14 protein-coding genes and 25 pseudogenes are annotated in these 25,479 nt (G+C 71.0%); 22 read left to right on the top strand and 17 right to left on the bottom strand.

All coding sequences use genetic code 11. The features are described 5' to 3' along the window. Positions 1–39: 39 nt before the first annotated feature. The 3 genes and pseudogenes from UK94_RS75955 to UK94_RS46355 form a co-directional block, all read left to right on the top strand. Positions 40–235 (top strand): annotated as a pseudogene (locus UK94_RS75955) (NmrA family NAD(P)-binding protein); the annotation flags it as partial. Position 236: 1 nt separating this feature from the next. Next, positions 237–441: pseudogene (locus UK94_RS46360) on the top strand (NAD(P)H-binding protein); the annotation flags it as partial. Between the two features lies 1 nt (position 442). After that, positions 443–813, top strand: a 371-nt coding sequence (locus tag UK94_RS46355) for an NAD(P)H-binding protein (protein ID WP_235487254.1), incomplete at its 5' end; no start/stop codon positions are given. A gap of 220 nt (positions 814–1,033) precedes the next feature. On the opposite strand, the pseudogene UK94_RS10015 reads toward UK94_RS46355, so the two are convergent. From UK94_RS10015 to UK94_RS46345, 4 pseudogenes are all read right to left on the bottom strand, one after another. Further along, positions 1,034–1,786, bottom strand: a pseudogene (locus UK94_RS10015) (LLM class flavin-dependent oxidoreductase); the annotation flags it as partial. 1 nt (position 1,787) lies between these two features. After that, positions 1,788–1,925 (bottom strand): annotated as a pseudogene (locus UK94_RS73360) (5,10-methylene tetrahydromethanopterin reductase); the annotation flags it as partial. A 94-nt stretch (positions 1,926–2,019) separates the two neighbouring features. Then, positions 2,020–2,584, bottom strand: a pseudogene (locus UK94_RS46350) (LLM class flavin-dependent oxidoreductase); the annotation flags it as partial. Position 2,585: 1 nt separating this feature from the next. Beyond that, a pseudogene (locus UK94_RS46345) lies at positions 2,586–2,971 on the bottom strand (LLM class flavin-dependent oxidoreductase); the annotation flags it as partial. Positions 2,972–4,433: 1,462 nt separating this feature from the next. Here UK94_RS46345 and UK94_RS10000 point away from each other — a divergent pair. The 3 genes and pseudogenes from UK94_RS10000 to UK94_RS09995 form a co-directional block, all read left to right on the top strand. Continuing rightward, positions 4,434–5,073 (top strand): annotated as a pseudogene (locus tag UK94_RS10000) (ABC transporter permease); the annotation flags it as partial. Position 5,074: 1 nt separating this feature from the next. Next, the coding region (locus UK94_RS46340) for an ABC transporter permease subunit (protein WP_235487251.1) at positions 5,075–5,345 on the top strand (271 nt) is incomplete at its 5' end. 5 nt (positions 5,346–5,350) lie between these two features. Further along, positions 5,351–6,091 carry an ABC transporter ATP-binding protein gene (locus UK94_RS09995; RefSeq protein WP_055749580.1) on the top strand — a complete coding sequence of 247 codons (741 nt, stop codon included), beginning with the start codon at positions 5,351–5,353 and terminating at the stop codon, positions 6,089–6,091. 388 nt (positions 6,092–6,479) lie between these two features. Here the strand turns inward: UK94_RS09995 and UK94_RS46335 are convergent. From UK94_RS46335 to UK94_RS46325, 4 genes and pseudogenes are all read right to left on the bottom strand, one after another. Beyond that, positions 6,480–6,662, bottom strand: a pseudogene (locus UK94_RS46335) (helix-turn-helix domain-containing protein); the annotation flags it as partial. Position 6,663: 1 nt separating this feature from the next. Next, a pseudogene (locus UK94_RS73355) lies at positions 6,664–6,791 on the bottom strand (TetR/AcrR family transcriptional regulator); the annotation flags it as partial. Between the two features lie 39 nt (positions 6,792–6,830). Then, positions 6,831–7,188 (bottom strand): annotated as a pseudogene (locus UK94_RS46330) (SDR family oxidoreductase); the annotation flags it as partial. Position 7,189: 1 nt separating this feature from the next. Then, the coding region (locus UK94_RS46325; protein ID WP_235487249.1) for an SDR family NAD(P)-dependent oxidoreductase at positions 7,190–7,621 on the bottom strand (432 nt) is incomplete at its 3' end. 55 nt (positions 7,622–7,676) lie between these two features. Here UK94_RS46325 and UK94_RS33675 point away from each other — a divergent pair. The 4 genes and pseudogenes from UK94_RS33675 to UK94_RS46310 form a co-directional block, all read left to right on the top strand. Continuing rightward, on the top strand, positions 7,677–7,850 hold the full coding sequence (locus UK94_RS33675) for a hypothetical protein (protein WP_157734185.1): 174 nt from the start codon (positions 7,677–7,679) through the stop codon (positions 7,848–7,850). A 162-nt stretch (positions 7,851–8,012) separates the two neighbouring features. Next, positions 8,013–8,499, top strand: a pseudogene (locus UK94_RS46320) (AAA family ATPase); the annotation flags it as partial. Positions 8,500–8,570: 71 nt separating this feature from the next. Continuing rightward, positions 8,571–9,018, top strand: a pseudogene (locus tag UK94_RS46315) (DUF4143 domain-containing protein); the annotation flags it as partial. A gap of 1 nt (position 9,019) precedes the next feature. Beyond that, a partial coding sequence (locus UK94_RS46310) for a DUF4143 domain-containing protein (protein ID WP_235487247.1) occupies positions 9,020–9,290 on the top strand: 271 nt, incomplete at its 5' end. 28 nt (positions 9,291–9,318) lie between these two features. On the opposite strand, the gene UK94_RS46305 is transcribed toward UK94_RS46310, so the two are convergent. Beyond that, on the bottom strand, positions 9,319–9,438 hold a 120-nt coding region (locus tag UK94_RS46305; protein ID WP_268761288.1), incomplete at its 3' end, for a helix-turn-helix transcriptional regulator. Between the two features lie 191 nt (positions 9,439–9,629). Here UK94_RS46305 and UK94_RS75950 point away from each other — a divergent pair. The 5 genes and pseudogenes from UK94_RS75950 to UK94_RS46285 form a co-directional block, all read left to right on the top strand. Then, a pseudogene (locus UK94_RS75950) lies at positions 9,630–9,737 on the top strand (toll/interleukin-1 receptor domain-containing protein); the annotation flags it as partial. Position 9,738: 1 nt separating this feature from the next. After that, positions 9,739–10,868 (top strand): annotated as a pseudogene (locus UK94_RS46300) (TIR domain-containing protein); the annotation flags it as partial. Between the two features lies 1 nt (position 10,869). Then, positions 10,870–11,225 (top strand): annotated as a pseudogene (locus UK94_RS46295) (hypothetical protein); the annotation flags it as partial. A 1-nt stretch (position 11,226) separates the two neighbouring features. Further along, a pseudogene (locus tag UK94_RS46290) lies at positions 11,227–12,385 on the top strand (tetratricopeptide repeat protein); the annotation flags it as partial. 1 nt (position 12,386) lies between these two features. Beyond that, a partial coding sequence (locus tag UK94_RS46285) for a tetratricopeptide repeat protein (protein WP_235487245.1) occupies positions 12,387–12,836 on the top strand: 450 nt, incomplete at its 5' end. Between the two features lie 23 nt (positions 12,837–12,859). Here UK94_RS46285 and UK94_RS09965 read toward each other — a convergent pair. After that, positions 12,860–13,369 carry a hypothetical protein gene (locus tag UK94_RS09965; RefSeq protein ID WP_011604480.1) on the bottom strand — a complete coding sequence of 170 codons (510 nt, stop codon included), beginning with the start codon at positions 13,367–13,369 and terminating at the stop codon, positions 12,860–12,862. An 899-nt stretch (positions 13,370–14,268) separates the two neighbouring features. Here UK94_RS09965 and UK94_RS46280 point away from each other — a divergent pair. Further along, positions 14,269–14,540, top strand: a pseudogene (locus UK94_RS46280) (SMI1/KNR4 family protein); the annotation flags it as partial. 2,157 nt (positions 14,541–16,697) lie between these two features. Here UK94_RS46280 and UK94_RS32350 read toward each other — a convergent pair. The 7 genes and pseudogenes from UK94_RS32350 to UK94_RS09930 form a co-directional block, all read right to left on the bottom strand. Next, positions 16,698–16,850 carry a hypothetical protein gene (locus tag UK94_RS32350; RefSeq protein ID WP_011604474.1) on the bottom strand — a complete coding sequence of 51 codons (153 nt, stop codon included), beginning with the start codon at positions 16,848–16,850 and terminating at the stop codon, positions 16,698–16,700. Between the two features lie 1,486 nt (positions 16,851–18,336). Then, the coding region (locus UK94_RS46275; protein ID WP_235487243.1) for a restriction endonuclease at positions 18,337–18,534 on the bottom strand (198 nt) is incomplete at its 3' end. Positions 18,535–18,981: 447 nt separating this feature from the next. Further along, positions 18,982–19,758 (bottom strand): hypothetical protein (locus UK94_RS46270; protein WP_235487241.1); only part of this gene is annotated, 777 nt, incomplete at its 3' end. A gap of 396 nt (positions 19,759–20,154) precedes the next feature. Beyond that, positions 20,155–20,310, bottom strand: a pseudogene (locus tag UK94_RS46265) (aldo/keto reductase); the annotation flags it as partial. Between the two features lies 1 nt (position 20,311). After that, positions 20,312–20,429: pseudogene (locus tag UK94_RS46260) on the bottom strand (aldo/keto reductase); the annotation flags it as partial. 40 nt (positions 20,430–20,469) lie between these two features. Next, positions 20,470–20,635, bottom strand: a pseudogene (locus UK94_RS73345) (hypothetical protein); the annotation flags it as partial. Between the two features lie 135 nt (positions 20,636–20,770). After that, complete coding sequence (locus UK94_RS09930) at positions 20,771–21,490, bottom strand: SDR family oxidoreductase (protein ID WP_011604469.1); 720 nt, start codon at positions 21,488–21,490, stop codon at positions 20,771–20,773. 112 nt (positions 21,491–21,602) lie between these two features. Here UK94_RS09930 and UK94_RS46245 point away from each other — a divergent pair. The 6 genes and pseudogenes from UK94_RS46245 to UK94_RS73340 all read left to right on the top strand — a co-directional run. Beyond that, a pseudogene (locus UK94_RS46245) lies at positions 21,603–21,815 on the top strand (helix-turn-helix domain-containing protein); the annotation flags it as partial. A gap of 27 nt (positions 21,816–21,842) precedes the next feature. Beyond that, positions 21,843–22,208 carry a TetR-like C-terminal domain-containing protein gene (locus UK94_RS46240; protein ID WP_235487321.1) on the top strand — a complete coding sequence of 122 codons (366 nt, stop codon included), beginning with the start codon at positions 21,843–21,845 and terminating at the stop codon, positions 22,206–22,208. A gap of 147 nt (positions 22,209–22,355) precedes the next feature. Then, positions 22,356–23,109, top strand: a pseudogene (locus tag UK94_RS09920) (TIGR03084 family metal-binding protein); the annotation flags it as partial. Positions 23,110–23,691: 582 nt separating this feature from the next. Beyond that, positions 23,692–23,745, top strand: a pseudogene (locus UK94_RS46235) (hypothetical protein); the annotation flags it as partial. A 1-nt stretch (position 23,746) separates the two neighbouring features. After that, positions 23,747–23,797 (top strand): annotated as a pseudogene (locus UK94_RS46230) (hypothetical protein); the annotation flags it as partial. A 1-nt stretch (position 23,798) separates the two neighbouring features. Further along, positions 23,799–24,797: pseudogene (locus UK94_RS73340) on the top strand (glycosyltransferase family 39 protein); the annotation flags it as partial. Positions 24,798–25,479: the final 682 nt, after the last annotated feature.

Raw genomic sequence — 25,479 nt, 5'->3', positions numbered from 1 at the left:
TCCGTGAGCCTGTCACACCGGACGGCCGGGACTCGACGTATGCGCAGGGTGCTGCGGCGCGGACGAATCAGACCGCGCCGCGACGCGAACGATTCCCACGCGAGAGGCCAGGCAGGTATGAGGATCGCGGTATTCGGGGCGAACGGGCCCACCGGGCGGCTGGTGGTGCGGCAGGCCCTCGACGCGGGCCATGAAATCGTCGCGGTCACGCGGCGGCCGACGGAGTTCCCGCTGGNCGGCGCGCGGCTCAGCGTCGTCGGGGCCGACGTGGCCGACGAGTCCGCCACCGCGCGCGCCGTCGACGGGGTCGACGCGGTGCTGAGCAGCATCGGGGTGCCGTTCGCGCGGGCGCCGATCACCGTCTACAGCACCGCTGCGACCACCCTCACGGCCGCGATGGCCCGGCTCGGCGTGAAGCGGCTGGCCGTGGTCAGCTCCACCNCCGTCGAACCCCACCCGCACGCCGAGGGCGGGTTCCTGCTCAACCGGGTCATGCAGCCGCTCATCGCCCGCACGATCGGCCGGAGCACCTACGCGGACATGCGGGCCATGGAGCAGATCGTGCGTGACAGCGGCCTGGAGTGGACGGTCATCCGTTCGTCCGGCCTGTTCGACGCCGACCACGTCTCGCCCTACGAGGTCAGCGACGGCCCGCTGGACGGCGTGTTCACCAGCCGCGCGGACCTCGCGCACTGCCTGCTGTCGCAGGCGTCCGAGGACCGGTTCGTCGGCCAGACGATCGAGATCACAACCAGCGAGGGCGCCCCGACCCTCCTCCAGGTCATCCGCCGCGAGGCCTTCGGCCGCAGCTGACCCGCCCACCCGCCGGCCCGACGCCGGCTCGGGCATCCCTGCTAAACCAGAGTCCTCGACGGCTGCGGCCTCCGCTCGGCTGGACGGCCATCGCGGCGGTCCCTGCTTGTCCGGAGGGTTTCGCGTCCGATATATCCCTCCGGATAAGCAGGGGGTGGACCCGGTCGGGGTCAGGGGCGGGCGGCGGCTACCTGAGCGCGGACCTGGGGGATGACCTGGNCGGCGAAGATCTGCAGGTGTTCGACGGGGGTCTCGCGGTCGCCGAGGACGAACGTGTCGAAGTCCAGTTCCAGGGCGAGGGCGGTGAGCTCGTCGATCCACTGGCTGGCCGGGCCGACGAGGAAGCCCTCGGAGCGGTCCTGGAGCTTGTGGCCGAAGAAGGCGTTGTACAGGCGCGGGACGGCGGTGCGCGACCGGCCGGCGGCGGCGAGCTCGGTGTCGAAGTGCGCCGCGTCGGCGCGGACGGTGTCCAGGTCGAGGCGGTTGCCGTTGGGGATCCAGCCGGCACCCACCCCGGCGGTCAGGCGGCGCATGAGCGGGCCGCCGCTGCCAATCCAGAGCTGGATCGGCTGCTGCGGCGGGAGCAGCGGCTGCGGGTGGTCGAGCTGGTAGTACTGGCCGGCGTAGGTGACGTCGGCATCGCCGGACCACAGCAGCCGGATGACGTCGATCGCCTCGGCCAACCGCTCGCGGGCCTCGCGTGGCTTCCACCGCGGCCCGCCGATCGCGGCGATCTGGTCCCACAGCCCGCCGGTGCCGAGGCCGAGGTCGAGCCGGCCGGGCGCGAGGCGGTCGATCGTCCACGCCGTCTTGGCCAGCACCGCCGGCGGGCGCAGGGCGAGGTTGACGACGTCGGTGAGCACCCGGATCGACGACGTGCGGCCGACCACCGCCGACAGCAGCGCGACCTGGTCGACGTAGTCGGGGTTGTAGGGATGGTCGGGCACGGCGATCAGGTCGTAGCCCAGCTCCTNGGCCTGCGCGGCATGGTCGAGCAGCGCGCGGCCGGCCACGGTGCGGGGGAACAGGAAGGTGCCGAACCGCAGCGGTCGGTGGCCGGCCGGCGCGCGGTCGGGCGATCCGTCGTCGAGCGATCCGTGTTCGTCGGTCATCTGGTTGTCTCCTATGCCGCGCTGAGCGCGGTCTCCTTGCGGACGAGGGGGGCCACTTCCTCGGCGATCAGGTGCATGATCTCTTCGGTGCCCNCCGTCCCCAGGCCGTTGTCGATCTGGAGGAAGTGCAGGTCGTGGCGGAGATCCTGGTGCATCCCGATCAGGCGTTCGGCGACGTACTCGGGGGTGCCGACGAGGATCTGGCCCTCCGGTCCGGTGAGCTCGTCGAAGCCCTGGTCGAGCAGCCGCTGCGCGCGGTTGTCCTGGCGCAGTCCCTGGTTGCGCTGCGCGGCGGCGTTGACCGTCTGCTCCCAGTAGGCCCGGTACTCGCGGCGCACCCGCGCCTCGTCGTGGTCGACGACGACGGTGGACAGCGACGCGACCCGGGCCCGCGCCGGGTCGTGGCCGGCGGCGGCGAACGCCTCGCGGTAGTGGTCGGCGAAGTCGGCGTAGGTGCCGGCGCGGAACCCGGCGACCAGGACGGGCAGGCCCTTGCTGGCGGCGAGCTCGACGGAGTCCACGTTGCGCGTCGCCCCGAGCCAGACCGGCAGCTGCGGCTGCACCGGCCGCGGGGTGACGTGCGCGTCGCTCAACGCCGGGCGGGAGGTGGCGGGCCAGCTCGGGACGTGCCCGGTGCGCAGGATCTCCAGGAGCAGGTCNAGGTGCTCGCGCAGCAACGCCCCGCGGTCCGGGTCGTCCTGGCCGATGAGCAGCCGCGAGGCGTTCGCGAAGTTGCCCTTCCCGGCGACGATCTCGACGCGCCCACCCGAGAGGACGTCGAGGGTGGCGTAGTCCTCGGCGACGCGGACCGGGTCGAGCAGGGGAAGCAGCGTCACCCCGGTCATCAGCCGCAGCCGCTCGGTCTGCGCGGCGATGGCGGCGAGGATGACCGGCGGCGCGCTCGTCACGAAGTGCGGGTCGCCGTGGTGCTCCCCGACGGAGAACGCCTCGAAGCCGAGCCGCTCGGCGAGCACGCCCTGGGTGACGATCGACGCCAGACGCTCGTGCTCGGTCGGCGTCTGCCCGGTGCGCCGGTCGGCGGAGACNCCGCCGAGCGTGTTGATTCCCAGTTCCACCAGATGCCCTCGATCGTCGTCGCTACGTGTTCGGAACGTGTTCGGAACGTGTCACCACTCGCGAACGCACCGCTACTTCGTCAGTGGATCAGNCCATGACGCTCAGCTTGCACGCACCCACGGAAACCCGCGCCCGTCTCACCGTTTTGCCTGGACTGTAACCTGCACCGTCCTTCGCGCACCATCTCTATGCTTTCTGTTGACAAGCACGTCATGGCATGAAACCTTCACCCGGACCCGGGGACGCCGGGAGTGGATCATGTGGGAGTTTTCGATGTATCAGCGGGGATCAGTCCAGCGCAGGATCGGCGGCCGCGTGCGCGGCGCCGTTGCGGTCGCCGTCGCGGCCGGCCTGGCGGTGACCCTCGCGGCCTGCGGCTCGGACTCGGGTGGCGGGTCGAGCGCGGCGGCCAGCCCGGCCGCGGCCGCGTCGAGCGGCCCCGACCTGTCGGGGGTCACGCTGCGGGTGGCGACCTACCCGGCGGCGATCGGCGGCGACGAGGCGCTGCTCAAGGCGGCCGGCCTGCTCGACACCCCGTACAAGGTGCGGTTCCAGACCTACCCCGACGGCGGCGCGCAGACCGCGGCGGTCAACCAGGGCAGCGCGGACCTCGCCCGTGGCAGCGGCGTCGCGAACGTGCTGATCGCCGCGGGGGGCACCAAGCCGAACTTCGTGTCCGTCGCGACGCTGCGCCTGCCGACGTCGCTGCAGTGGACGGTCGCGAAGAAGGGCATCACCTCGATCGCCGACCTGCGGGGCAGGAAGGTCGCGTACACCAAGAACACGACCACGCAGTACTTCCTGCTCAAGCAGCTCGCCAGCGCCGGACTGACCTTCAAGGACATCCAGCCGGTGCCGCTCACCCCGGCCGACGGCCTGAGCGCGCTGCTCGGCGGCAGCGTCGACGCGCTGGCCGGGTTCGGCAAGACGGTCCAGGTCGCGGTCGCCAAGGGCAATCCGATCCTGGCCGACGGCGGCCCGATCCTCAAGGGCAGCCTCGGCGGCCTCGTCGGCGCCTACAACGCCTACACCACCGACCTCGACGACCCGGCGAAGTCCGCGGCGATCGCCGACTACATCGGTCGGATCGAGGCGTCGTTCGCCTGGACCCGGGCGCACCCCGCCGAGTGGAACAAGATCACGGCTACGAACACCAACCAGCCGCTGGAGTCCGTCACCGCCAACTTCAAGGCCTCGGAGAACAGCGCGAACTCGGCCGTGGGCCCCGTCGACCCGAAGGCGCTGGCCGACCAGCAGGGCATCGCCGACACCTTCCAGGCCGCCGGCCTGCTGCCCGGCAAGGTCGACGTCGCCGGCAGCTACAACACGAAGCTGAACCCGGCGATCGCCGCCGCCATCGCCTCCTACAAGGNCAAGTTCCCGGCGAACTTCGCCGTCACGACGGTCCAGTAAGGCACTGGTGAACCGACGATGGGAGACCCGGGTGCCGTGGCGACCGTGACGCAGCCCGAGGACGCGGCACCCGGGACGCAGCCCGCCGTCGTCACGCGTGCCGCCGTGGGTTCGCCCGCGGCGGCACGCGGGCGGCGGGTGACGTTCAGCGCCGGCGGCGCGGACCGGCGCCGCCGGCTGTGGGTCCCCAGCCTGGTCCGCCGGGCGATCGTGCCGATCCTGCTCGTCGCGCTGTGGCAGGTCGGCAGCTCGTCGAGCTGGTGGTCGACGGAGGTCCTGCCCGCGCCGTGGGACGTCGCCCACGAGTTCGTCACCCTGTGGAACAACGGGCAGCTCCCGTCGAACCTGTGGGTGTCGGTGCGCCGGGCGTTGACGGGCGCGGCGATCGGCATCGCCGTCGGCCTCTCGCTGGGCGTTGCGGTCGGCCTGTGGCGGCCCGTCGAGGAGGCCCTCGACGCCACCCTGCAGATGCTGCGAACGATCCCGTTCCTGGTGATCCTGCCGCTGTTCATCCTCTGGTTCGGCGTCGACGAGACCCCGAAGATCCTCATCATCACGATCGGCACGGCCCTGCCGATGTACATCAACACGATGTCGGGCGTGCGCACGGTCGACCCGCGCCTGCTGGAGATGGGCCGCCAGTTCGGCCTCAACCGGCNGCGCCTGATCGCCACCGTCGTCCTGCCCGGGGCGATGCCGAGCATCCTCACCGGGGTGCGCTACTCGCTCGGCCTGAGCTGGCTGGCGCTCGTCGTCGCCGAGCAGATCAACGCCCAGAAGGGCCTGGGTCTGCTCATCTACAACGCGCAGTCGCTGTTCCAGACGAAGATCCTGATGGTCGTCGTCGTCGTGTACGCCGCCCTCGGCCTGATCACCGACGTGGTCGTGCGCCTCGCCGAGCGGCGCCTGCTGGCCTGGCGAGGGAGGTGACGCGGGTGGGCGCCGTCACGGTGCGCGGCCTGCGCCGCGCGTTCGGTTCGCACGTCGTGCTGGACCAGCTCGACCTGACCATCGCCGAGTCGGAGTTCGTGGCGCTGGTCGGGCGCAGCGGCGGCGGCAAGACGACCCTGCTGCGCACCCTGGCCGGCCTCGACCCGGTCGCCGAGGGCAGCGTCGAGGTGCCGGCGCTGCGGTCGGTGGTGTTCCAGGAGCCGCGGCTGCTGCCCTGGCGCCGGGTGTGGCAGAACGTCGCCCTCGGCCTGCCACGCTCCCGCGGGCGCGACGAGGCGACGAAGGCACTGGCCGAGGTCGGGCTCGCCGACCACGCCAGGGCCTGGCCGCTGACGCTGTCCGGCGGCGAGGCGCAGCGCGTCGCCCTCGCCCGCGCCCTGGTCCGCGAGCCGGAGCTGCTGCTGCTCGACGAGCCGTTCGGCGCCCTCGACGCGCTGACCCGCATCCACATGCACGCCCTGGTCCGCCAGCTGCACGAGCGCCACCGTCCCGCCGTGCTGCTGGTGACGCACGACGTCGACGAGGCACTCGAACTCGCCGACCGCGTGATCGTCCTGCGCGACGGCCGCCTCGACGAACAGATCGAGACCCGCGAGCTGTTCGACGACCGCCGCGACCCGCGCTTCGAGCAGGCCCGCGCCCGCCTGCTCGGCCTGCTCGGCGTCACCGACACCCACGTCGCCGACCCCGCCGCCACCCCCAGCTCAGCCGCTACCGCCCCCTGAGCCACCGGCGCGGCGACTCAAGGACGGCGGCCGGCTCAAGGACGGCGGCGACTCAGGACGGCGGCGACTCGGGGGTCGGCGGGGACAGGCCCCGGGCCAGGAGGGCCGCGAGGGCGTCCGGGTCGACGAGGGTGTGGTCGGGCTGGTCGAGCAGCGGCGCCATGGACGCGGCGAAGGTGAGCAGCTGGGCCGCGGCGACCTNCTCGGGCGTCGGGTCGTCGCGCCCGAAGATCCGGGCGAGCCGGCCGGCGATCACGGCCGCGGCGGCGTCGGTACTCTCCATCGCCCGCCGCCGGATCTCCTCGTGGACGGCCAGCTCCTGCAGGACGATGCGATGCACCGGTGACGGCCGGCCGAGCACGACGGTCAGATGCCNCCACAGCTCGGNAACCGCCCGGCGGGGATCCGTCTTCTCGGACGGGGGCAGGTCGGACGGAGGCAGGTCGAGCTCGCCGAGCGTCGTCACCCGATCTCGCTGCACGACCGCGAGCAACAGATCCATCTTGGTCTTGAAGTGATAGAAGATCAGCCCGTGGGGCACGCCGGCCGCCGCGGCGATGCGGGCGGTGGANGTCCGGTCGAACCGGTGCTCGGCGAACAGCACCTCCGCGGCGGCGAGGATGCGCTCCCGCGCGGTCAGCCCCGGCTCCCCCGGCTCCCCCGGCGCTCCCGACTCCGCGCTCCCCTCACCGCGCCCCACCTCGGACCTCGGCCTCAGAACTCGGTGTTGCCGGCGTCNGGGGCGATCTCGTGGGCGGTGATGAACCTCGACTCGTCCGAGGCCAGGAACAGCACGGTGTCGGCGACATCCTCGGGTTCGGTGCCGTCGACCGGCAGCAGGTTCATGAACATCGGGCCGAGCCGATCGTAGCCGGCGATCGCCTCGTCGATCCGCCGGCGCATGCTGCCGGTGCCCATCGGCGTGTTCACGCCGGTCGGGTGCACGCTGTTGACCCGGATGTGATGCTGGCTCAGCTCCGCCGCGAACGCCTTGGCCATGCCGCGCACCGCGAACTTGCTGGTCGTGTACGGCACCATGAACGGCTGCACCTTCAGCCCCGCCGCCGAGCTGATGATGATGATCGACCCGCCGCCGGNCCGCACGAGATGCGGCGCGCCGACCATCACCGTGTTCCACACGCCGGTGACGTTCGTGCTGATCGTGTCCTGGTAGATCTGCGGGGTCACCTTGTCCCACGCCCGCGGAATGCAGATGCCGGCGTTGGCGACGACGACGTCGAGCCGCCCGAGCTGCGCCGCGCCGTCGTCGACGATGCTGCGCAGGGCCGCCAGGTCGCGGACGTCCACGATCCCGGACACCACCCGCCGCCCCGTCTTCTCGATCAGCGAGACCGTCTCCGCCAGGTCCTGCGGGGTCGCGGAGAGGTAGTCGACGCTTGGCAGGGGCGCGCAGACGTCGACCACGATCACGTCGGCGCCCTCCTCGGCGAGCCGTAACGCGTCCGCCCGCCCCTGTCCGCGCGCGGCCCCCGTCACCAGCGCGACCTTCCCCGCCACCCGACCGCTCATCGCCCATCTCCGATCCCACGTCAGCATCGCCGGCCACGGCCGACCGGACTTTTGGTTGAGTACTCACTCAGCATACGACGTACCCGGTCATCCGTGGACGTTGCGACGACGTACCGACGGCGCCGGCGATGCCTTCGTGGCCGGCGTGGCCTGCTACCTGGGCGCCCGCACGTACACGTTCGAGGACTGCCTCCACGTCATGCCCGTCGACACGATCTGGCCCCCCTAGTCGATCATGATGTGCGCGGAGTCGAACTGGCGCCCTGCCTGACCTTCCCCGATCACCTCCAACCGCTAGACGCCGGCACCGTGCTCCAAATCCCCGACTCAGGGCCCTCCAAATCCGGCGTTCGATGGGCTCCAAATCCGTAGGTCACCTAGAGTCGTAGACATGAGTACCAAGCTGCACGGACTGGTGCCGCGACGGCTGGCACCGATCGTCGCAGGCCGGCTGGCGGAGGAGCCCGTCGTACTTCTCCAAGGTCCTCGGTCCGTGGGAAAGTCGACTCTGCTCAGGGGCCTCGCCGCCGACCTCGGTGCGGAGCTGATCGACCTCGACGACCTGGCCAGCCGCGACGCGGCGGCCAGGGATCCCGCGCTTTTCGTCACGGGCGCCGGCCCGGTCTGCATCGACGAGTACCAGCACGTTCCGATCATCCTTGACGCCATCAAGGCCGAGCTCAACCGCGACGGCCGGCCGGGCCGCTTCGTCCTCACCGGCTCGGCCCGCCACGAGGCACTGCCCCGCGCCGCTCAGGCGCTCACGGGTCGCCTGCACCGCCTGCCCGTCTACCCGCTGTCACAGGGTGAGGTGCGCGGAGTACACGAGCATCTGCTCGACGACCTGTTCACCGACCCGGCCACCGCCGTGACCGCAGNCGCGGCGCGCCCCTCGGCGACGACCCGCGAGGAGTACATCGACAGCGTCACCGCCGGCGGGTTCCCCTCGGTGCTCGCGCGCACTTCCCTCGCATCGCGCAACCGTTGGCTCGACGACTACGTCAGCCTCAGCCTCGAACGCGACGTCCGCGACCTCAGCCGGATCCGCCAGGCCGCCGCGCTGCCCGCCCTGCTCGAACGGCTGGCCGGCCAGACCGCACAGATCCTCAACATCACTCGAGCCGCCGCCAGCGCCCGCCTCGACGAGAAGACCGCCCACAGCTACGTCCGGCTCCTCGAGGCCGTGTTCCTGCTCTACCGCCTGCCGGCCTGGGGCACCACACTCACCACCCGATCCACCGCGTCACCGAAAGTCCACGTCCTCGATTCCGGTGTGGCCGCCCGGCTGCTGCGCCTGACGCCGCAGAAGCTCGCGGCGCGCAGCCCCACCGCGTTGACCGAGTTCGGGCATCTGCTGGAGACGTTCGTCGTGACCGAGCTGCTCAAACAGGCCTCCTNGGCCGACTGGGTCAGCGGGGTCGGCCACTGGCGCACCCGCGACGGGGACGAGGTCGATCTCGTGGTCGAACGCGACGACGGATCGATAGTGGCCTTCGAGGTCAAGGCCGCCGGACGGGTCCCGGGCGATGACCTCGCCCCGCTCCGCAAACTGCGTGACGCCGCCGGCGACGCCTTCGTCGCCGGAGTGGCCCTCTACCTGGGGGCCCGCTCGTACACGTTCGAGGACCGCCTCCACGTCATGCCCGTCGACACGATCTGGGCCCCCTAGCTGATCATGATGTTCCGCGACACCGGGNGACGACGTCCTGCCCGGAGATCCTGCCCTGCTCGATCCGGGGAACGCGGCCCTTGGTGACGCCGATCCGCTCGGTAACCTGCTGCTGGGTCAGGCCCCGCGCCCGACGCACCTCGGCCAGCCGGTGACCTACCGCGACCGCGAGCAGTTCCTTCTTGCCGGCCTCGACGGCGTCCTCGCCGCCGGCACGGGCGACCTNCTCGGCGCGGCTATCCGCCCATCGCGCGTAGCCGCTCATCGACGATCAGTGTAGCGCCCGCTCTACCAACCGGAGATCGTCGAACGTTTTGGTCGCTGTGGGATGGTTGTCTGGTGACCGTCGGGGGCGAGGGGGACACTCTCGACTGCTTCGTGTCATTCGCCGAGGACGGTCGGGCGTGGGCGGAGTGGATCGCCGGGGCGCTGGAGGGTGCCGGCCTGNGCGTTCTCGTCGAGTCGTGGGACCGGGTGCCGGGCAGCAACTGGACCGCCCTGCTGGACCGGGCGACCCGGCAGGCCCGGTACACGATCGCCGTCGTCTCGGACGGGTACGTGAACTCCGAGTACGCGGTCGCCGAGTGGGGAGCGGCCTGGTCACCCCGCGTGGCCGACGGGGACCGCCGGTTACTCGTCGCCCGGGTGACCGACCGTCCGGTGCCGGGCCTGCTCGGCCAGATCGCTCCGATCAACCTGTTCGACCGCGGTGTGCTCGCCGGCGAGACCGCGCTGCTCGCCGCCGTCCGCCCCGACCGCCCCGACCGCGCCGACCACGGCGACCACGGCGAGGGCGGCACACCGGGCGGACGCGGCGACGGCGCTGGGACGGTGGGTTTCGCCCGCCGGCCTCATCCGGCGATCCACCCGGGCGAGCTGCCGGCCGTGTGGAACGTGCCGACGCCGCCCGCGGCGTTCATCGGGCGCCACGAGGCGCTCAACCGCCTCGACGCGGCGCTGAAACGCTCCCCGCTGGTCACCGTCACGGGTCTCGCGGGCATCGGGAAGACCAGCGTCGCCACCGAGTACGTCCGCGCGCATCGCCGGGAGTTCGACGCCGTCTGGTGGGTGCCCGCCACCAGCCCCGACCTGCTCAGCGACCGAGTCCGCGCCCTCGCGCCCGCGCTCGGACTACCCGACCGCGCCGAGCCGGCGGCCGTGCTCGCCCGCCTCGACCGCGCCGACGGCCGCTGGCTGATCGTCCTCGACGACGCCGCCGAGACGGCCCTGCCCGACTGGCTGCGCCCCAGCGAGACGGGACGCCTGCTGCTGACGTCCCGCAACCCCGACTGGGACCGTCTCGGCCCGGTCGTGGCCCTGCCGTCGCTGAACCGCGCCGACTCGATCGCCCTGCTCACCGACCGCCTACCCGCCGTCGACCCGACCATCGCGACCCGCCTCGCCGCCGCCCTCGCCGACCACCCGCTCGCCCTCGACCAGGCCGCCCACCGGATCACCGCCGGCCGCCTGCCCCCCGAGACCTACCTGCAGGCCCTGCTCGACCAGCCGGCCCGCGTGCTGGCCCAGGGAGAGGTGCCCGGCCGCCCCGGCGTCACCGTCGCCACCCTCTGGGACGAGNCACTGCGCCACCTCGACGCCGACTCCCCCGCCGCCGCCGAACTGCTCCGCCTCACCGCCCACGCCGACGCCACCGGCCTGCCGCTGCACCTGCTCCTCGCCGACCCGGACGACCTCGCCCACCCCGAGCTGCGCGCCGCCGCCGCCGACCTGCTCGACCTCGCCGACACCATCGCCGCCCTGGAACGCTCCGCCCTGGCCCACCGCGACGGCCCCACGGTGGGGATGCACGACCTGGTTCGCACCGTCGTCCGCGCCGACACCGCCCCCGACCACGCCGACCAGCTCACCGGCACCCTGCGCCGGATGCTGCACGCCGCCCTGCCCGCCGACATCGCCGACAACCCCGCCGCCTGGNCCGCCTGGCGCGACCTCCTCCCCCACGCCCTCGCCGCCCTTGCCCCTCCCACCGGCACCCCTCCCACCGGCGACCCTCCCGCCGACGACCCGCACGCCGACGACCCGCACGCGGCCTGGCTCGCCGAGCACGCCGCCGCCTACCTGCTCGAACAGGGCCAACCCGAGCAGGCCCTCCCGCTGGCCGAACGCGCCGCCACCGCCCGCGAACACCTCGCCGGCCCCGACCACCCCGACACCCTCGCCGCCCGCGAAACCCTCACCCGCGCCACCCTCGCCGCCGGCCACGTCGACGACGCCAGCAACCTCGCCACCCGCACCCTCGCCGACCGCACCCGCCTCCTCGGCCCCGACCACCCCGCCACCCTCGAATCCCAGGCCACCCGCGCCTGGGCCTACCAACGCGCCGGTCACCTCGACCAGGCCACCACCCTGTTCGAACGCACCCTCGCCGCCCGCACCCGCACCCTCGGCCCCACCCACCCCGACACCCTCGAAAGCCGCCACAGCCTCGGCGGCGCCTACGACGACACTCCCGGACGCGGCGACGCGGCGACTCGCCTACTCCGCGACACCCTCACCGACCGCCGCCGCATCCTCGGCACTGACCATCCCGCCACCCTCAGCACCAGCCACCAGCTGGCCATCGCCTACCGCCGCCTCGGCTCCCCCGGCGACGCCACGCCCCTGTTCGAGCAGACCCTCACCACCCGCACCCGCGTCCTCGGCCCGGACCACCCCGACACCCTGCACACCCGCCACCAACTCGGCCTCACCCACCGCCAGGCCGGACGCCTCGACGACGCCACCCGAGAACTCGACCGAGCCCTGTCGGACCGCGACCGCATCCTCGGCCCTGACCACCCCGACACCCTCGAAAGCGCGTTCGGTCTGGCCCAGGTAGACATGTATGCCGGCAGGCCCGAGCGTGCTGTGCCCATGTTCGATCGCGTGTTGGCGGGGCGTGAGCGCGTGCTCGGCCCCGATCATCCGGAGACGACGCGGACCCGCGAACTTCTCGCCGAGACCCACCTCAGACTGGGGCGCCCTGGCGAAGCAGTCCCTCACCTCGAAAGCGCGCTCGACCGCCATGAAGGCATCCTCGGGGCTTCGCACCCGCGCACGGTTCGCGTCCGCGACACCCTCGCCTCCGCGTACCGNGGCAACGGCCAGGTCGAAATGGCCATACCTCAGTTTGAACGGCTACTCGGAGATCGGAGCCGGGCGCACGGCGTCGCCGATCCCCGCACCCTGCACACCGCTGACAGACTCGTCGACGCCTATCGCGCCGCTCACCGGCTGCCGCAGGCCATCGACCTCAACCAACGAGTCCTCGCGTTACGCGAGCAGTTCCTCGGCGCCCAGCATCCTGACGCCCAAGCCAGCCGAGACAGCCTCGCCGACACCTACCGCCAAGCCGGCCGACCCGCCGATGCAGTACGTCTCCACCGCGGTGCGCTCACCGCCTCAATGCGCGAGCACGGCCCGTTCCACCCGAACACCACCCAGGCTCGCCGCGCCCTCGCCGATTCGGCCGAGCAAGTTCGCCGCGACCTGCCCTCACCTGAGCGGCCTGCCTCACCCGAGCCGAGGCACGACTCCCCCTGGTGATCGTCGGTCAGGCTGCGACTTGATCACTCTGGCCGGTCGGCTGCGTCCGAGTCATCAACAAGAGGAGGTGCCAGCCGATCAAGCTTGTCCAGCTTACGGGAGAGCTCTTCACGCGCCGCGCTCTGCGCGGACCGACTGCCCGGCAGTGCCGACCGATCCTGCTCCGCCCGCAGCCGAGCCTCCTCACGCGCCGACTCCGCGTCGACCTGCCGCACCGTTTCCTGGTGGAAACGCTCGAACTGCTCATCCTCCCACTCGCGTTCCTGCTCGGCGGCGCGCTGGTTCGCCCATTGCTCGCTCATGCCGGCGTTCCAGGTGCGGCTGAAGGAGCCGTCCCAATCGAGCGGACGGGTCGACTTCCGGTCGTCGCCCGTCGGTTCGGGCGCGCCCGGCTCGGCGTCCGGCCCCGAGTCTGGGTCCATCGGCGGCGTCGCGTCGGGGTCCGCGGCCGGATGGGGATCGGGCGGGGACGGACGGTCGGGATCACGTCCGGTGGGGGCGTCGCCTGTCGGGTCAACCGGTTCCGCGGACATCGCCGTCCTCTCCCCACTCAGGGACCTTGCCGGGCATGGTCATCTGACTGCTCTCCGCCCGGCGATCACCTGCGGCTTGATCGGTGACGGTAGCCGGCTCACACCGGAATGCTACGGGGTGAGCCGTCTGTGCGACCGGGCCTGGCACATGCCGGTCCATCAATCCGCACGGCAGCCCGCAGGTGAGCGTCATCTGGATCGNCCTGGACGGCGACGACATCGTCNGCGGCCGTAGGGGNCGCTACGTGAAGGTGCGCAACGGGGAACGCGATCCCCGCGTGGTGCTTACCCTCTCCGCGCCGAGGGTGCCGGGAGACGGAGGCCTACCTGGCCGAATACACCATCCTGCGCGCGACGGCCACCGTCACGACCGGCGGATGAAGGACGGCACACCCGCGCCCCCACCGAACTCATCGGCCAAAGCCAGGAGGCGCGAACGAACTTTCGTTGCGGCAGGTCGATTCCGCGGGAAACAACATTGCGCTCGTCCGGGGCGAACATCGGCCCGTGATAGCTTGCCGACTGGCGGAATACCGACGTTCCCGACAAGGAGGCCGGATTCATGTCGAAGCTCGCCGACGGCGACGCGCCCCTGGCCGCACCCGCGCTGACGACCCCCGAGCTGTGGCGCGATTATCTGCGCTAGTACAGCGAGACGTATCTGCGCATGGCCGCTCCAGGCGAACTCTCCGACGAGCAGATCCAGCATCGTTGGGCGGGTCACGAGCCGGCGGCCGAGCAGACGGTGGTGGCGGCCGAGCAACGCCTGGCCGTCCGCCTCCCGCCGACCTTCCGCAGCTTTCTGGCGACAAGCGACGGCTGGCCCAACCCCGCCGAGTGGATCGACGAGCTGCACGCGAGCGCCGACGTTGCCTGGTTCCGCGACACACCAGGCGGCNCCGGTTTCATCGACCTGTACGGGGAGCCGCGTCACGACGACGAGGACGACAGCGACATGCTGTCGCTCTTCCGTCGATCGCTGGTGATCGCGAGCGGCGAGGATTTCTGGCTGCTGGATCCGGCCGATCCCGGCCCGGACGGCGAATGGGTGGCCTGGGAGTTCACGCCGAAGTACGGCGGCCTGGAACGCTTCGCGAGCTTTGCGGAGATCTTCCACGCCAGCCGGGCCTCCATGGAGCAGGAGGCAGCGGACGACGACACCGATCAATGANGCGGCGCTGACCGACACCGCGCTGACCGACACCGCGGCCAAAGAACGGGCCCGGGCCGCTCAGATCTCCTCGAAGCCTGACTGGTCGAACTTCAGGGTTCCGGCATTCTCGGAGACGGTGCGTACCTGGCCTTCCTCGAAGCCGGTGGTCTTCGTGGCTTCGATCTCGATTTTCACGACGAGGTTGATGCCGTCCCGGCGGAGGTTGGCGATNATCTCTTCGGCGACCGTTCTTGAAGTCGAGGGCGATCTTGTCGGAGTTCAGGGTCTTCACCCCGTAGAACCGCGTCTTGGGCTCGCGATGTCGATGACGCCCGCGTTGAGCACCGTCCGGTCGCGCAGGCGCGGCACGTGTGGGTGACTGCTTCTGCACTGCCCGTCACTGGGCAGTGCAAGAACACACCAGCCTTGCTCATCATCGTGCGCCGGAGCCACCGTAACACCGGTCACCCACCGGCGTCCCGACGAAGCACCAACCCNATCCGCACTGTCAGGATCATCATCCAGGAGACAGCGGACCGACCCGGAACGGCCGAATCATAGGCAGCCCGTCTCCGCGCCAGCGAGGTGGCCTTCGGCGACTCAGCAGCGCACCGGGCAGCTAGTCCTTCCCCCTGCGGATCAACGGCGGCCGAGATCATCGGGATGCAGGTCGCAGCTACACCACCGGCACTGCTTCAATCACCTCGCCCGCCGTTGATGACCTGCGCAAATACTGCCTGGTGTCGACCGCGAACGGCCGACGTCTGCCATCACGGACCTTGCAGGCGACATCGCGCAGGTGCAGGGAGTCCGCACGCGGAAGACGGTGATCTAGTGGCTCGCCGGAGCGGTGGNCGGTGCGGACTCGTTCAGAGCGGAAGACGCACCGAGATCCATCCGCGTTCCGTTGTGCCGAGACGATCCTAGGACGGGGTAGCTGACAACCAACCGAATCGTCTACTCTAAAGTCTAGATTGTCCGATTACCCACGCGTCAGCCCGGAGACGACATGCGGATCCTGCTACAGCCGGCAGCGCAGGGCACACCGGCTGTCCGGGGCAGGTATGAGCGCACCATCCTGACCCCGGTCAGCTTCGCTGACCATGAGGATCTGTTGTCCGCGGAGGATCGGACCGCGCTCAAGGAGTTGTTCCCCGAGGGCGTGGCGCCGATGTGGGGCCTCACACCGGGCAAGGGTGGCAGTAACAGGAAGAAGATCGACGCCTTCCGTGCCGGTGATGCCGTCTTCTTCTACAGTGGTCGGGCGCTCTTCTCCGGCGGCACTGTCGCCTATCGTTTCCGGAGCCCCGGAGTCGCGCGTCGCCTCTGGGGTGACGACGACAACGGCCTCACCTGGGAATATATGTATGCGATAAGCAATCTTCATCAGGTGCGGATACCGTTCACCGAGGTGACCTCCGTGATCGGCTGGAATCCGAAGGCTGTCCTGCAGCAGNCGCATGTCATTACTGACGACGATGCCGACTACCTCGCGGGGCTATGGGGACTGGATGTTCCGACGGCAGGCGTTCCTGAGGGCTTCTTCGAGGACTCCGAAGAGCCGGCGCCCTCCACTCCCTTCTTCGAGGGAACCCTTGAGCGAGAAGTAATACGGGCTCAGCGCGGCGAGCAGGNGCGCCTCAAGCGTCATCTGCTCATCGTGGGAGCTGACCGTTGCGCACTGTGTGGGCGCAACTTCCCCTACAGGTTCCTGGTAGCTGCCCATATCAAAAAGAGATCCGCCTGCGCGGAAAAAGAAAGACGGGATCTCGCCAATGTCGGCATGCTCGCCTGCATGTTCGGCTGTGACAGCCTGTACGAGCACGGTTTCATCAGCGTGGATGAGGGCGGGAGAATCCTGGTTGCCGCGGATGCTCAGGCAGTTCCCACCCTCATGGACTACGCGGCCGCCCACTTCACGGGCCGAACGACGCCATGGTGGACACCGCTCCGGGAGCCCTACTTCGCCTGGCATCGCTTCCACACTTTCCGAATGCCGCCACCGCTGCCCGGTATCTGGCTGTGATCAGGTGCTCGTGCAGACCGTCGCTGACTGCTCGACTGGCCACGCCGGCGCCCTGTCCTTCGCAATTTCCGGGTGATGCAGGATGCAGCCGGCGTGAGGACCGGCGGCCCCAGAAGCCCGAGTGGTCGATGTTTTGATTATCCGGTTGCCTATGCAGTCTGCTGGCCCAGGACGCCGGCGGCGGTCTTGTAGGTCAGTTCGAGCGCGCCGGAGCCGTGCCATTGCGCGACAATGACCGTGATGGCCTCGTCGGGGATGAGCCCGTCGACCCGCAGCCCTGACTTGAGCTCCTCCAGCAGCACGACTGTCCTCCCGATAGACAGCCTTCCAACGGCTACTGGAACGTCCGACAGGCTGATGTGGGGCACGTGGAATTCGGCCGTCGACGCACAGGCGGACCGGGGCGGCCTGCGCCCGCAAGCGATCCGGCGTGGCGCGTGCCGGTCGGGAAGCCGTCCGGTAGCGGCGCAGCTTGGAGAACCTTCCGGCGGTCGAGATCGCGTCACCGATCCCATCGCCCTCCCGGAGACCGGCTGCCGCGATGGAAGGCCGGTCTCCGCATTGCGTGCAACGCCGACGGCCCGTCACCGTTTCCGTCGGGCCGACCCAGCTACCCAGTGGACCGTGCGCACCGATCTACGACAATCACCGAATGAGCCAGTTTCGCTATCAGATGGTGACCGGTGATGCCGAGAGTCTCGTGGAGACACTGAACTCGCTGGGCCAGGCGGGTTGGCGGCTGGTGGCCGCGACGCCGACGGGCGGGGCCTGGTCGGCCCTGCTGGAGCAGGAGGNGGAAAGTCTCTCGCGCCGCGCGGCTGGACCGCGGGCACGGGTGGAGGTCCGCGTCAGCGGTGAGGTGGTGGAGAAGTTCGTCGAGGCGGACGCGCTGTCGGTCCTGGACGGTGGGGTCTACCTGCGCCGGGACGACGAGGTCCTGGCCACCCGGCCGGTGGGCGATCTCGTCGCGGTGGACTGGTCGCCCGCGCCGTCGTCCGCGCAGACGCTGGATCGCAAGCGACGGGACCATCCCCGTCGCCTGCTCGTGCGGCGGCACGTGGCGACTGCCACCGCATGAGGACCGCAGGCCGCCGGAGCCGCCGGAGCCGCCTGACCCGACTCGCGGACGTCCCTCCGGCCAGCGTCCCCCTCGACGAACTCGACCATCCGCTCCTAGAAGCCGGGACCAGACTCGCGAAGCGGCTCGGCACCGCCATCCACGACCTCGTCCAAGGCTCGCTGCGCGACGGACACGAGCACGCCATCGACCTCTCCGGCTTCCGCCTCGGCCTCCTCGTCCGCGCCGACCACGACCACGAAACCTACGTCGCGGTCCGGATCACCGGATCCGTCCCCACCGGACTGACCGCGGTGATCCTCTCCCGCGTCCGTGGCTGCGCGACCGACGGCTGGTTCCCCGAGTACACCCTTCCCGAGCGTCACCTCCTGCCCGCGGAACAGGCCTGGTCGAACCTCATGGACCCCAGAGTCGCGGCTCAGCTCCTCGACGACCAAGTCTGGCCCTTGGTGCTGCCCNTACCTGACAAACAGGGGAGCCGGGTGGGGTCAGATCGTCGGGCCGGAGCGGGTCGGCGGGGGTTTGGGCAGGGCGATGCGGACCTTCTTGTTCAGGTGCTCCTCGAGGAGNGCCTTGAGCTCGCCTCCTTCGATGAGGCGGATGCGCCCGGCGCGTTTCGCGACGAACTCCCTGCTCGCGGGCCCGAACCAGGAGGATGTGACCAGGATTCCCTTGGTGGCGTTCTGGTCATCCATCGATCCCCAGAGTGNCCGTACCGCCTCGGCTGGAACGACCCGCTTGTAGAGCTTGGCCTGGATGACACAGACGCCGCCGGTGATTGGGTTCGCGTCCGTGACGACGACGTCGACACCGTCGTCACGTGAGCCTTGGGTCGTCTTGGCCCAGCCAGTCATCCCGACTTTCTCGAAGAGCTGGCGAATGAGGTGCTCAAAGGTGAACGGGTCCATGGCCAGCAGGTCAGGNCGGCTGTCAAGCTCGGCGGCAGCGTCGAAGTCGTCGATGAACTTGTAGCGAGAAAGGTCGAAGTCGACGATCGGCGTCACGGCCTCCACGTCGTACGGGTGCGGCGACACGATCGCCTTCAGGTACTTCAGGCAGTCCACGGGCTTGAGATGGTCGAAGTCCAGGCCCTCGTAGATCTCTCGCGTCACGCTGAAGGTGATCAGGCAGGGGTAGGCAGGCTGGCCGGTGCCCGGGTCGCGGGTTCGCACGTGTCCNTTGAGGGCAACGGAGTNGACCAGGCTCCGCGGGGTGGTCTCGAAGATCTCCCGCAGGTGACGCAGCGCGGTCTGGGCGACGACGGAAGCATAGAGAGCCTTACGGTCCCGGTCTGCCCGGGCCAGGGTGTCGATCGTCCTGCGCGTCTTGACGTAGCGGAAGCCACGCTCGTGCGNGACGATCTCGTTGGTGGGCAGATCGAACTCGATCCAGATCTCACGCGGCTCGGGCCGATAGGCAAGCCGCCGGCCTTTCGGGAACCCGGCCGGGTAGCTCGACCGGTCCAGGATCTGCGCGACGAAGTCCTCGACTGCGTCGGTGTCGCCCGCACGATAGGCAGCCTCGAAGAGTTCCACCTGCTGGTTGTGCCGGGCAGCCTCGGCGCGTTCCCTGTCGGCGCGCCGCTGGTGGTCGCCGCGGGCCCGGCGGATCCGCTCCTGCCTGTCGGCCTCCGCGCGCTGCGCCGTGGCGACGGCCTCCTGGTAGCGCCCCTGCGCCTCGTCCAGCTCCTGCTCGTAGCGGGCGCGACCGCCAAGCATCGCCGCCAGCCCGCGCGGCGGGCCGGGCGGAGCGAAGGCGACCCAGTCCGGTACCGGCGTCGGCGGCCCGAAGCGCGACAGGTCAAAGGCGGGGATCCACGTCTCGCGCCGCAGGCTGCCGAACGAGAACGGGGTCAGATTCGCCCCGTTCAGCAGCGCGTTCAGCGCCTGAACCTGAGCGTCGACCTCGGCGGACAGCTTTTCGGCCTCCGCTGCCATCAGATCGTGGTTCAGTTGCTCGCGCTGCCGGGCGTCAGCCCGGGCCTGGCGTTCGGCCTGCCGACCCGCCCGTTCCGTCGCCTTCTGCACTCGGTTCGCCGCCGCCTCGATCTGGCGCTTCTCGCGCTCGAGGCGAGCCTGCTGAAGCTCTTGGGCACGGCGGAACTCCGACCAGCCCGAACGTTTACCAGCCACCTACATACAGCACCAGATCGGACACTTTCTGGCGAGAAGTATTGACCCTCAGATGATCGGTACGTAACGTGATGCGACTTCGGCCGCCCAGCCTGTCGGTAAGNGACGCCGGTGAGCCCCTTCAGGCCGGGCAGCCAACGTGCGGAGGCACGGATCCTCAATGNGGCGTGATGATCTCTACCTCATCAGATCACGGGGAGGTAAGCGATCTGGAGAAGGGCGCGGTCGCCGACGAAGCCGTGCGCCGGGGCTGCTGCAACGAGCCCGTGGGGGGTGCCAGCCGGGCCGCGCTGATGTCGTCGATGTGGTCGGGCCGATGTGGTCAGGCCGCGGCGGGCAGGGTGATCGGTAGGCCGGTGACCGGCTGGTTGGGGGGTGCCGAGAGGGCGTCGAGGNGGGCGGCGAGGTCGGCTGGTAGGTCGAGGTCAAGGCCGGCGAGGTTGTCGGCGAGCTGGGCGATGGTACGGGGACCAAGGATCACCGACGTGACGCCCGGCTGCTGGAGGGCCCACGCGATGGCGACGGCTGAAGGGGTGGTGGCGAGGTCCCCGGNGACCTTCGTGACGTCGCCGGCGATGTCGAAGCTCCGGTCACGCAGCAGCGTGGACGCCCAGCGGGCGGCGGTGGAGTTGAAGGCGAGCCACTGGTGCAGGCGGCTGCCGGGTTCGGGCNGGGCGCCGCGACGGTAGCGGCCAGCGAGCACGCCACCGNCAAGCGGTCCGTAGGTCAGGGTTCCCAGGCCGTGACGAGCGCAGGTGGAAAGGATTTCGGCTTCGATCTCGCGGGCGAGCAACGAGTAGTGGGGCTGGAGGCTGATGAACGGCGTGCCTCCCAGGCCGAGGCCTTCGTGGCCCTCTGCAGCAGCTACGGCCAGCAACTCGCCGTCCGCGGCGATCTGGACCCGGCCCCCTTCACCTCGGCGCTCATGGNCATCGTCAGGGAATAGCCGCTCCTGCACCTCCCCCAACCTGCACCCGGCCGTTGTCATCGGACCTGCACCCGGCAGTTGTCATCAGAGCTGGACGAAGCGCGCGCCCCCGTCGACCTCGAGGATCGTCCCGGTGATCGACGTGTTGGTCGCCAGCAGGGCCACCGCCTCGCCGATCTCGTCGGCCGACGAGACGTGGCGTACCGGCAGGCCCTTCTCCGCGGCGGCGAAGTAGTCGGTGCGGGCCTGCTCGGGCATCCCGTCCCACCAGGGCGTGTCCACCAGACCCGGGGAGACCGCGTTGATACGACGCGGCGCGAGTTCGACAGCCAGCGGTCGCACGATCGACTCGACGGCCGCGTTGACGGCCCCGATCCCGGCGGTGCCGGGCATCGCGGCATGGGCGCTGATCGCGCCGACGAGCGTGATCGAGGCTCGTTCGGCCAGGTGCGGCAGTGCCGCCTGCAGCACGGTCAGCATCGCAATGACCTTCTCCTCGAATCCCCTGCGCAGCTCGGCCAGCTCGAGGTCGACGAGTGGGCCCATGCCGGCGGAGCTGGCGATGGTGACCACCAGCGCGTCGACGGGCGCGAGGCTGCCCGCGAGCTCGGCAACAGCCGCCGAGTCGCTGCCGTTCACCCGGTGCGCGACGAGCTCCGGGGCCGCGTCGGCGACCTTGGCGACCTTCCCCGGGTCGCGGCTCGCGACGTGCACAGTGTCGCCGCCGGCCGCGAGCCGTCGGGCGGCGGCCAGGCCGATGCCCGACGTGCCTCCGACGACGAGCGTGGTCCGGGTCGTCTCCATGAGAACTCCTACGAATCGATACNGTTCGGTTCGGTTCGAAATCGAGTATAGGCGACCTCGCCCGCCTGGCGAATCGNCACGTCTCGTCTCGGAGTCAGTACGATGCGAGTCCATGGACGCGGGAACGGCCGACGACCCCGGCCCGGAGCGGCCCAGGCGGGGCCGTCGGCGCAGCGAGGGCAGCCGGGACGCCATCCTGCAGGCCGCCGCCGAGCTCGTCATCGAGCACGGGTACGCGGCAGTCTCCATCGAGAAGATCGCCCAGCGCGCCGGGGTCGGCAAACAGACGATCTACCGCTGGTGGCCGTCCAAGGGCGACGTCCTCNTGGAGGCCCTCGCCCGCAAGGCGGACGTGCACATCGCGCTGCCTGACGAGGGCAGCTGGGCCGCCGATCTGCGGCACCTGCTCGACGACAGCTTCGCGCTGGCCCGGGAACCGCAGCTCGGCGAACTACTCCGGGCTCTGATGGTCGAGGCGCAGCTGGACCCCGCGTTCGGGACGCGCTTCCGCGCCGAGTTCCTCGAGCGACGCCGCGCCGCCCTCGCCACGCTGGTCGAGCGAGCGCGCCAGCGGGGCGACCTGCCCGCCGCCCTGACCGCGGGGTTCGCCGCCGACGTCGTTTTCGGGGTGCTGTGGTACCGGCTGCTGGCCATCCCGCAGCCCTTCGACCACCACCTGACCGAGCACCTCGTGGCCCTGCTGACCGCCGGCGCGTAGCGCGGACGCTCCGACCAGGTCACCGAACTCGTGATCGACGGTTGCGGGCACTACGTCCCCAAAAAGGCACCGGAATTCCCGGCCTCGGCAGCACTGTCATCGTGCACTTCGGGCATGAACGCCACCATCCGCGGAGGTGATGCCTGAATGCCGAACCACGACCTGCTGAACTACGACCTCGACGTGTCCGAGGTGGATATCGACCTCGTCCGATCGGACCTGGCGGCCGAGGGAGACCAGCTCGACGCCCTGGTGACGGCCGAGGACGACTGGACCAGGCCGACGCCGGCCGCGGGCTGGACGATCGCCCACCAGATCGCCCACCTCGCCGCGGCGGATGCCGACGTCGTGACCGCCGTCCGCACCCCCGATGCGTTCGACGCGGTGGTGCGGCGGACGGAAGCCGGCGGCAGCCGGTACGCCGACGACGTCGCCGCCGAGGGAGCGGCCCAACCGCGCTCGGTGCTTCTGCACCGGTGGCGCGCCGGCCGAGCCGGCGTGCAGGCGGCCCTGCAGGACGTACCGCCAGACCACGAGTTCCCCTGGTTCGGGTCCACCCTCACCCCGGCGCTCATGGCACCGCTGCGCCTGATGGAAACCTGGGCCCATGGCCAGGACGTCTTCGACGCGGTGGGCGTCGCGCACCGTCCGACGACGCGGCTGGCGGCGGTCGCCGCCCTGGGCGTGCAGGGACGGGGACTGTCGTTCGCCGCCGCCCAGCTGCCTGCCCCGCCGGAACCGTTCCGCGTCGAGCTGACCGGACCGGATGGCCAGACCTGGGCGTGGGGCCCGCAGGACGCCGCCCAACGCGTGCAGGGCAGCGCGTTCGACTTCTGTCTCCGCGTCACCCAACGCCGGCCCCGCGGCGACACCGACCTGACGGCCACCGGCGAGGAGGCGCNGACCTGGCTGGACATCGCCCGCGTCTTCCTCTGAACCGAGGTCGCAGCAGGTCGGTCACCTGATCAGGCGCACGCCCAGCGCGGCGACGGCCAGGCCCCGACGGCGAGGAGACCGAGGATCCCAGAGGCGGGGCCGGCGAGTGAAACGTCGATCCCCTTACCGAGGCGCTGCGAGAGTCGCCGCCGCTGGCGGCGGCGGCGCATCCGATCACTCTCAGCTTGCGCACAGGTTGCACGGTGAGTATCTGACGTATGACGCAGCCAGAGGACACCTCCAGCGCGACGGTCCTGCCCAGCGCCGCGGTCAGCGGCGACGCTCTGGCGGTTCCGGCGACGCGCGACAGTCGCGACGGCGATCACGGCGATCACGGCAATCACGCCGCTGCGCCGGGGGCGCCCGTCGGCGCGGGCGATCCGCCGCCGGGGAGCCGGTGGCGGCGGGCGGTGCGCGGCCGGCCGGCGGATCCGGTGTGGGCCCGGCCGGCGCTCGTCGCGCTGCTCGGCGCCGCGGCGGTGCTCTACCTCTGGGACCTGGGTGCCTCGGGCCATGCGAACAGCTTCTACGCGGCGGCGGTCCAGGNCGGGACGAAGAGCTGGAAGGCGTTGCTGTTCGGATCGCTCGACTCCGGGAACTTNATCACGGTCGACAAGCCGCCGGCGTCGCTGTGGGCGATGGCGCTGTCCGGGNGAATCTTCGGCTTTTCGAGCTGGAGCATGCTCGTTCCACAGGCGCTGGGCGGCGTGGCCGCGGTCGGCCTGATGTTCGCGGCCGTGCGCAGGTGGTTCGGCCCCGCCGCCGGCCTGCTGGCCGGCTCCGCGCTGGCGCTCACCCCGGTGGCGGCGCTGATGTTCCGTTTCGACAACCCGGACGGCCTGCTCACCTTCGTCCTCGTCCTGGCCGGATACTGCCTGGTCCGCGCGATCGAGGAGGCGTCGACGAGGTGGATGGCGGCGACCGGCGCCGCGCTCGGCCTGGCCTTCCTGACGAAGACGCTGCAGGGTTTCCTGGTGCTGCCCGCGTTCGCGCTGGTCTACCTGATCGCCGCGCCGACCGGCTGGTGGCGGCGGGTGTGGCAGCTGCTCGCGGGCGGGCTGGCGATCGTGGTCGCCGCCGGCTGGTGGGTGGCGACGGTCGCACTGTGGCCGACCGGTTCGCGTCCCTACATCGGCGGTTCCACCGACAACAGCGCGCTCGGCCTGGCCTTCGGCTACAACGGCCTGGGCCGGATCTTCGGCGGTGACGGCAACCGCGGCGGTGGCGGCGGTGGGTTCGGCGGCGGTCGGGCGAACCTGGGCGAGCTGGCCAGGCGCGATCCGCAGCTGGCCGAACGGGTCCAGGCCGCGCTGGGCGGCCGCGGTGGTGGCGGCAGGGGTGGTGGCGGCGGGTTTGGTGGCGGCCGCGGGTTCGGGGGCGGCGGATTTGGGGGTGGCGCCGGCTGGGACCGGCTGTTCGGCGACCAGATCGGCGGCCAGGTCTCCTGGCTGATCCCGGGCGCGCTGATCCTGCTCCTCGGCGGCCTGTGGGTGACCCGGCGGGCGCCGCGCACGGACCGGACGCGGGCCGCGCTGCTCCTCTGGGGCACCTGGATGATCGTGACGTCAGTCGTGCTGAGCTTCGCGCAGGGCACCTTCCACCCCTACTACACGGCGTCGATCGCGCCGGGCATCGCCGGGCTGGTCGGCGTCGNCACGTGGACGCTGTGGGGCACCAGGCAGCAGAGGACGAGCCGGCTGCTGCTGGCCGCGGCGGTCGCGGCGACCGGGGCCTGGTCGTTCACTCTGCTGGACCGCACCCCGTCCTGGTATCCGTGGCTGCGGGTGGTGGTGACGGTGGCCGCCGTCGCCACGACGGCGACACTGCTGATCCGGCGGGCGCTCGTCGGCCGGATGGCCCTCGCTGTCGCGGCCTGCGGGACCGTCGCCGTCCTCGGCGGCCCGGCCGCGTTCGCTGCGGTGACCGCCACAATCCCGCAGTCCGGGGGCCAGCCGACAGCCGGGCCCGCGGTCCGCGGCGGCCGCGGTGGAAACGGCGGTCCCGGTCGCCTCGGCACGTTCGGCGGCTCAGCGGCGGCGGTCGGCCGACGCCCCGGCGGGTTCGGCGGGTTCGGCGGCGGCGCCACGAACGCCCAGCTGGCGTCGCTACTGAAGGCCAGCCATGGCTACCGGTGGGCTGCCGCCGCGCAGGGATCCTCGGCCGCGGCCGGACTCGAACTCGCCTCGGACACGGCGGTGATGGCTATCGGTGGCTTCACCGGGCGCGACCCGGCGCCGACCCTGACCCAGTTCGAGAACGACGTCCACGCGGGCCGGGTGCACTACTTCATCGGCGCCGGCCAAACCGGTGGCGCCGGCGGGTTTGGCGGGTTCGG

The organism is Frankia sp. AvcI1 (genome assembly GCF_001420875.1).
Taxonomy (GTDB): Bacteria; Actinomycetota; Actinomycetes; order Frankiales; family Frankiaceae; genus Frankia; species Frankia alni.
Note: the sequence above shows the minus strand (reverse complement) of the source record. Positions and strands in the feature narration are given on the sequence as shown.